Origin of the sequence: Citrobacter sp. Cf088, from assembly GCF_030334295.1 — a bacterium.
In the GTDB taxonomy this organism is placed as follows: Bacteria; Pseudomonadota; Gammaproteobacteria; order Enterobacterales; family Enterobacteriaceae; genus Citrobacter; species Citrobacter freundii.
Genome location: NZ_JAOWEE010000057.1, coordinates 482,871 through 489,639, shown reverse-complemented (window position 1 = coordinate 489,639; position 6,769 = coordinate 482,871). Strand labels below are relative to the sequence as shown.

The following is a 6,769-nucleotide window of genomic DNA, read 5'->3' as shown; positions in this document are numbered from 1 at the left end:
CCCCGCCTCACCGCCATATTTAAAGAAGAGCTCGTACGCAAGTACGGGCTTTTTTTTCGTATGTTGCACAGCATGGCGGGGATATCGCCCCGCTCAAGGTTTCTGCTCTACTTATCGCTGGTAGCGGCATGCATGAGACTTATCATGCCGGATTTCTTCATCAAATCACGCCAGATCCTCCGGTCCAGATTGCAGGTAATGACCTTCATAGCGGTTTACTCTTTCTCAAGCAACCAGCAGCGGAAGCCATCACCCATTGCCTAGTCCTGCGCAGTTTGCCCGCCAATACTCTCGGTTGTGCTGAGATATCAGCAAGCTGGTGGAGCATCGCTTTAATTTATTCCAGCGCGGCATTGCACCCGGTAATGATGCGCTTAAGCAAGGAATGCTGGCCAGGTGTTGTGAGTCCGGCAGCATCACGAATGGTGTGTAATACAGGGGTGTAAGCATCGATCGATTTCGTCGATCGATTACGTAAAAATTGATCTGCAAAATGAATTATCCCGCATGATTGTCCCTGTGCCACAATCTCTAAAACGAATTTAACTGATTGTTTATAAATCTAATTCCTGTCTTATTTAGGAGCGAACACCTTTTGTCCTGGAAGCTCGGCAGGGAAATAGCATAAAGGATGATGTGATGAAGAGATGCGCACGGTGTAATAAGAAAAGGAGCGTCTTTGAACAGTGGCTCTCACTCGATACAGAATTCTGCGACGAGTGCTTATTTGATATTGACGAGGAAATCAGGGAAAGGCAAATACTCCCCGTCAGACGTCTGAAAGATGATCCAGCCCGCAATACAAATCGGAAGTCTTCCCCTTGATTTTTATCATCATTTTATAGATACGATTATGATAAATTTCACCTTGTTTTTTATATCACCCTGACTGTAAATGAGATTGAGTACTGTAACAGCACACGTTTCTCTTAAGAGCAGGTACATGCCAGAGTGAAGGGTTGACAATGCTCTTCAGAAGAACATGTCGGTATGGCAAGCAAGGATACACATAAATGGTAAAGTTTCTGCGAAATGGACCCGCAGTTGTTGTTCTGGCATTTATATTATGGGGCCTGATCCCATTGTTTTATCAATATCTATCTGGCGGAGCCCTCGCTGAAATTTTGATGTACAGAGTTTTCTGGTCTATACCTCTATTACTGCCAATAAGATTATTATTTCGTAAGAGAACGTTTTTTCGCGATTTACTGAAAGATAAAACCTCCTTCATATCCTGCATGATAGCAGGCTTGCTAATGGTAATTTCGTGGTCAGCTTTTATTTATGCATTAACAAATCATAAGGTACTCGACGCCAGTCTGGGATATTTTATCAACCCACTTATTGTCATTTGCCTTGGCTGTATTTTTCTTAAAGAAAAACCATCATTATTTCAACTTATAGCAGTAATATCCGGCGTATGTGGTCTTGGCTATCAGATTATTTCCGCAAACAGTTTTCCTTCACTAGCGTTAATCATGGGGTTTTCATTTGCATTGTACGGACTGGCGCGAAAATTTATCCATTACGATGCAATAACCTCAATCACGCTTGAAACATTCTGGGCTCTACCTGTTGCTCTTTTCATCTTTATCTATACTGGCTCGAGTATAACTACATCATCTGACATCTCTCTGTTCCTTTATATATTAACCGCTCCCGTTACAGTAATTCCGTTAGTGTTATTTGCAGTAGCGCTAAATCGTACATCTCTTATTGTGACAGGTCTTGCTCAGTATATAGAACCATCTTTGCAATTTCTCATTGCCATACTTATATTTGGAGAAGTTATTAATTACTCCGAGCTATTTTGTTTTTCAGCGGTATGGTTTGGATTGTTGCTATGTATATTTGAGAGTCTTTACTATCATTACCGACGTAATCCTCCACGGTCTGAAAGTAATCATCCTGCAGGCACTTTACGGTGATGTACATGCAGAATATAAAACTCAGTACGCTTATTCGTTTCCCTGGAACACGCGCTCAGGTATGAATGAGTAAACAATTCGAGTTTGTTTATTCAAGATTACCACATCATTTAGGTACACAGGACAGTTGACTGCATGTTCATGGTTAAAGCCGGACAAAAAAATTTTTCCGATACCTTTATACAGATTGGCACTGTTCATCACCGGTGAATCCCCCGGAACACTACCGCACTGCAACCAGGCATCGAGCTAGTGCATTTCTCTGAGAACGTGAGTGACCAGAGAATGTTGCGGCCGATCGGTAAAGTCTCTGTATCCGGAAATATTCTTAACGACAGTACCCTATTCGTGCGTCAGCCAGCGAATCAGGTTCCCCTTGGTATTGTTTTGCGGGCCTGTTTCATAACCATACAATGCAAACTCCTTTTCAGTACAAAAGGTTACCAAAAATATACTGGGCATTATATCCGGAAAGAAAGTCAGGAATGTGTATATCCCAATTTAAGTTATTCAATTTGACAATAATCCACGAAAACCGGCGTATTGCGCGGGAATACAGCCAATTGTGATAGCTGTCATCGTTCAAAATTTGTCCTGACGTTCAAAGTCGTGCGTTTTCCAAACACCCATGGCTCGCTGAATCACATGATTTACTTCGTTATGTGGTTGACAAGTCAACCTACCAGTTTACTCAATGAACATCGGTATGTTTGTAAAGTATACTTTGTTTAACAAATATATATGTTCTTCTCTGTAGAATGAAAAAAATTTGTTTTCATCAGGATATGCGGAAGAGAGAGCGCCTAATGATTATCAACAAAACTGGCATGTCAGATATAAATTTATTTTCAAAATGTTTCGCATTAACAAAACAGCGTCAGAGATTCCAGTATTTACACCTTGCACGTAAATAAATTTAAACACCCTGAATTAATAATGAATACTTATGAAAAATACATCATATCTAAGTTTCTTTAACCAAATTCTATTGGCACGTGGACCTTTGCATAGCAAATGGAAGAACAAAAAATTTCGACTCATGTATCTTTTACGATCAATGATAAGTCCTGTCTCCAGTATTCGGTATTATCAAGAATTACATTCCCTTAAATCAATTGATAAGATTTTAGAGATGCAACCTACGTTACCAGCCAAAATTCATCGTCCCTATTTACATAAAGGAGGGCTGGCATGGAATCGAAGGAAAAACATTATTGGTCACTACCGTTTTGTCCAGAGTTTACCAGTGAAACACCAGGCGTTATTATTACCCGACAGAGATGTGCTATTGGTCCATTTCACCGGAAAAAATGGTGAGGATTTTGATATTCACTGTTCTTCAGGCGGTTTTGATCGTGAAGGAGAACTGATGTTATCTCTGAGTTTTAACAACACCCCGGTGGCCCGATTGTCCTTCTCGGTTATCCCGTCAAAAAAAGGACATTGTGCATTTATTGGCGGTCTGCAGGGGGCACCAAAAAATATTGGCCCAGACATTATTCGTGACGCTACTAAAGCCTGCTATGGACTATTCCCTAAGCGGATCGTTTTTGAGGTTCTTTGTTCATTGATGCGTTGCTGTGATATCACTAATATTTTAGCAGTTAGTGAACAGAGCCATGTTTTCAGGCAATGGCGATACCGGTACAAGAAACGTAAATACTTTGTTGCCCTGTACAGTGATTTTTGGGAATCAGTTGCTGGTCGTCCATACGGTAATTGGTATAAGTTGCCAATTTATGTAGAGCGTAAGTCATTTAATGAGCTTACCAGTAAAAAACGCGCGGAATACCGGAGACGGTATGACCTGTTGGATCATATTAATGAGGAAATCATGATTCTTCTGCAAAATCAGATGTAACATAATGTCGTAACTTAGCTCAGAAACTGGCTGATGAATGCGACATCTCGATAAAAGCGTAGCTATCGTTCCGCGTTGGCGAATCATTACACGAACGTCCGCTGAGTGCTGTGAGCTCAACGGGTCGCTGATCCGCGAGACGCATTCATCACTGGATAAACGCATGAGTCTAAAATAAGGTGTTCTCTATTCCACAGTTCATAAATCAAGCTTTTGACATATCTCAAGTCAGGCAAGGTTCCCCCTCGACTTCAGATATCCTGGTTTCTACTCGTTTTCGATGTTCTATTTCATCAGAGCATACTATTTCAATTTCTAAAATTTACTTAATAACACACAAATAACAAAGCCCGGTTTCCCGGGCCTTGAAGACGGAGTACTTATCAGTTGTAAGCGTTGAGCGTCCGCTGACAGAGCGCAGAGCGGACGCAATCGTCTTTATTGAAACGAACAATCCCAACCATATCATCTTCTTCGAAACGGGCCAGCGCATCGCTAAGCCCTGAGCGAACGTGAGCTGGAAGATCGCACTGGGTCACATCCCCATTCACAATCACCGTCACATTCTCCCCGAGGCGGGTCAAAAACATCTTCATTTGCGCAGCAGTGACGTTCTGAGCCTCGTCAAGAATGACCACTGCATTTTCAAATGTACGTCCACGCATATAGGCGAACGGCGCGATTTCCACCTTACCAATCTCAGGTCGCAGGCAATATTGCATGAAGGAGGCTCCCAGCCGTTTCACCAGCACGTCATACACGGGGCGAAAATAAGGAGCGAACTTCTCGGAAACATCTCCAGGTAAGAAGCCGAGGTCTTCATCAGCTTGCAGAACTGGACGGGTTACAATGATCCGGTCCACGTCTTTGTGGATCAGAGCCTCTGCAGCTTTTGCCGCGCTGATCCAGGTTTTACCACACCCGGCTTCACCGGTGGCGAAGATCAGCTGTTTACTCTCGATAGCATTCAGGTAGTGCGCCTGAGCTTCATTCCGCGCCGTGATTGGCGTGGCGTCGCGACTGTCACGCGCCATACCGATCGCTTCTACGCCGCCCATCTGCACAAGCGAGGTGACCGATTCATCTTCACGTTGCTTATGGCTACGCGAATCCCGCCTCAGCACACGTTTTGCTTCACGACGAGCTTTGATCACTGCTTTTTGTCTTCCCATGGATAGCACCTTGAGTTGTAGGTATACATCACACGTGCCGTTGGCGGCACGATTATGCGCACGAACATCTGAGGGTTGGCTTCCTTGTAAGCCATTGCTTGCTTTCGGATAAGACGCCACACACGGCTACGCGCACCGTACAGGGCGTCAGTAACAAGGATAAGAAGTGAATGAGAGAGAGATTTAGCGGTGACGAGGTGGCTACCGGAAGAGAAACGTCCGCGTAAGGTACTGCTGTTACTGTGAAAAACATGTCCAGTACAGGACTTTTCCATTCGCGATCTCCATAGTGAATGACTATCACCGCCGGGAACTACCGCTATTACTTATAATTACATCATAACCTTTCGCTAATGCAACAATATTTTTACTTATTGTTAACTTAAATTCTATCTTATCACCAGAGACAGTCTCTTGCAGAGAGATGACAGAATTATTTCAGTCGCATACCGATCATAAAAAATAGTTTGTTCCTTCATCAAGATGTCAGGAAAAACCCCGCTGTACTGCGGGGCATCATCATCAGGCTTCGAGCAGAGACTGTCCCAGATAATTGTCTGCAGTTTTAACGCCCGGCAAAGCAAAGAAATATCCCCCGCCAATCGGTTTGACATACTCTTCGAGCGCTTCACCATTCAGACGTTTCTGCACCGCCAAAAATCCTTTTTCCAGATCGTGTTGATAGCAAACAAACAACAGCCCCATATCCAGTTGACCGGAATTGGTCACACCGAGCGAATAACTGTAGCCACGACGCATCATCAGGCTCGAGTCGGTCTCTTTCGTGCGCGGGTTTGCCAGGCGGATATGACTGTCGAGCGCAATCACCTCACCTTCAGGATCACTGGCATAGTCAGGCACATCATGCTCATGCTGCATACCCAGCGGCGCGCCGGTGTGTTTATCACGACCGAAAATCGTTTGCTGCTCTTTCAGCGGCGTACGATCCCAGAACTCAACGCGGAACTGAATGAGCCTGACGGCCTGATAACTGCCACCTTGCGCCCAGGCAGGTTCGCCCTGCCCATCCGTCACCCACACCACGTCTTGCATCAACTTCGCATCCGTAGCGTCCGGATTCGCGGTGCCGTCTTTAAAGCCAAGCAGGTTGACCGGGGTCTCTTTGCCTTTGCTGCGCGCGGCGTGGTCAGAAATAAACCCTTCACGTTTCCAGCGCACGCTGAGGAGATCGGGCGTATGTTTAATGATATCGCGCAACGCGTGGATGACCGTGTCCTGGGTGTTGGCACAAATCTGCAGCAGCAAATCGCCATGGCACAGCGCCGCATCCAGCGAATCATTCGGGAAGCGGGTCATTTTTTGCAGCTTTTTCGGCATCTGCGATTTCAGGCCATAACGTTCATCGAACACCGATGAACCAACCGACAACGTCATCGTCAGGTTGTCTGGCGCAATGTATGCGCCGAGGATACCTGAATCCATAGGAGGGAGACGCGGATTGGGCGTATCCGGTGCCGGTCCACCGGTGGTCAGAAACGCAAATCGGCTAGTCAACAACCGAAATAAACGCTCAAGATCGGCCTTATCGCTGGCGAGAACATCGAATGCCACCAGCATCATTGATGCCTGCTGCGGCGTCAGGATCCCCGCCTGATGCTGACCATAAAACGGCTGCGTTTCACTACGCGCATCCGGAGACAGCGTACCCGGCGCGCTTTGTGGTTTTTGCGCGTGGGCAACCGGACACCCACCCGCCAGCGCCAGCGCCCCACCCAGGGCGCCCATCCCTTTCAGTAAACGTCGGCGTGACGGTTCGCTCACGCCGTTTTCATTATCTTGCTGCATAG

6 protein-coding genes are annotated in these 6,769 nt (G+C 45.5%); 3 read left to right on the top strand and 3 right to left on the bottom strand.

Features of this window, described 5'->3' with window-relative positions:
• From OGV71_RS25530 to OGV71_RS23325, 3 genes are all read left to right on the top strand, one after another.
• Positions 1–264, top strand: a 264-nt coding sequence (locus OGV71_RS25530) for a hypothetical protein (protein ID WP_353622300.1), incomplete at its 5' end; no start/stop codon positions are given.
• A gap of 749 nt (positions 265–1,013) precedes the next feature.
• Positions 1,014–1,928 (top strand): EamA family transporter RarD, encoded by a 915-nt coding sequence (gene rarD, locus OGV71_RS23330; RefSeq protein ID WP_003036060.1) that lies wholly within the window; start codon positions 1,014–1,016, stop codon positions 1,926–1,928.
• Between the two features lie 946 nt (positions 1,929–2,874).
• Positions 2,875–3,789, top strand: coding sequence for a VirK/YbjX family protein (locus tag OGV71_RS23325; protein ID WP_204583760.1), 915 nt, complete (start codon positions 2,875–2,877; stop codon positions 3,787–3,789).
• Positions 3,790–4,172: 383 nt separating this feature from the next.
• Here the strand turns inward: OGV71_RS23325 and phoH are convergent, their stop codons facing one another.
• The 3 genes from phoH to efeB form a co-directional block, all read right to left on the bottom strand.
• Positions 4,173–4,961, bottom strand: coding sequence for a phosphate starvation-inducible protein PhoH (gene phoH / locus OGV71_RS23320; RefSeq protein ID WP_003036052.1), 789 nt, complete (start codon positions 4,959–4,961; stop codon positions 4,173–4,175).
• A complete protein-coding gene (locus OGV71_RS23315; protein WP_008320287.1) occupies positions 4,940–5,236 on the bottom strand; it encodes a hypothetical protein in 297 nt (98 codons plus the stop codon). The genes phoH and OGV71_RS23315 overlap by 22 nt, the downstream gene beginning before the upstream one ends.
• A 247-nt stretch (positions 5,237–5,483) precedes the next feature.
• Positions 5,484–6,767 carry an iron uptake transporter deferrochelatase/peroxidase subunit gene (gene efeB, locus OGV71_RS23310; protein ID WP_204583762.1) on the bottom strand — a complete coding sequence of 428 codons (1,284 nt, stop codon included), beginning with the start codon at positions 6,765–6,767 and terminating at the stop codon, positions 5,484–5,486.
• Positions 6,768–6,769 lie beyond the last annotated feature (2 nt).